The organism is Ruminococcus callidus ATCC 27760 (genome assembly GCF_000468015.1).
GTDB lineage: Bacteria > Bacillota > Clostridia > Oscillospirales > Ruminococcaceae > Ruminococcus_C > Ruminococcus_C callidus.
In genome coordinates this window covers 7,478-7,732 of record NZ_KI260345.1, presented here as the reverse complement: position 1 = coordinate 7,732, position 255 = coordinate 7,478, and the positions used below count along the sequence as shown (strand labels likewise).

The 255-nt window shown below is 56.1% G+C and carries 1 protein-coding gene; it reads left to right on the top strand.

Annotated elements, in window-relative coordinates:
• The coding region (locus RUMCAL_RS16935; RefSeq protein WP_021681372.1) for a hypothetical protein at window positions 1-255 on the top strand (255 nt) is incomplete at both ends.

Below are 255 nucleotides of genomic sequence, written 5' to 3'. Positions count from 1 at the left end.
TTGCAACTGGTTCCACCATGCTGGACGGCATGCAGCTGGACGGCAGTAAGCTCTCCGGCAAGCCTGCAAAGGCGTACACGGACGGCAAGGACGTGACCTTTACATTCACCGCGAAAAACGGCAATACCGCAAACTTGACTTTGCATTTCCTGGTGGCAAAGGCTGACCCGACAGTGAAAGTGACCGTGGACGGTGACAGCCACACCGAGGGTGATCTGGTAGAAAAGCTGGGGCTGAGCATCAGCAAGGACAGCA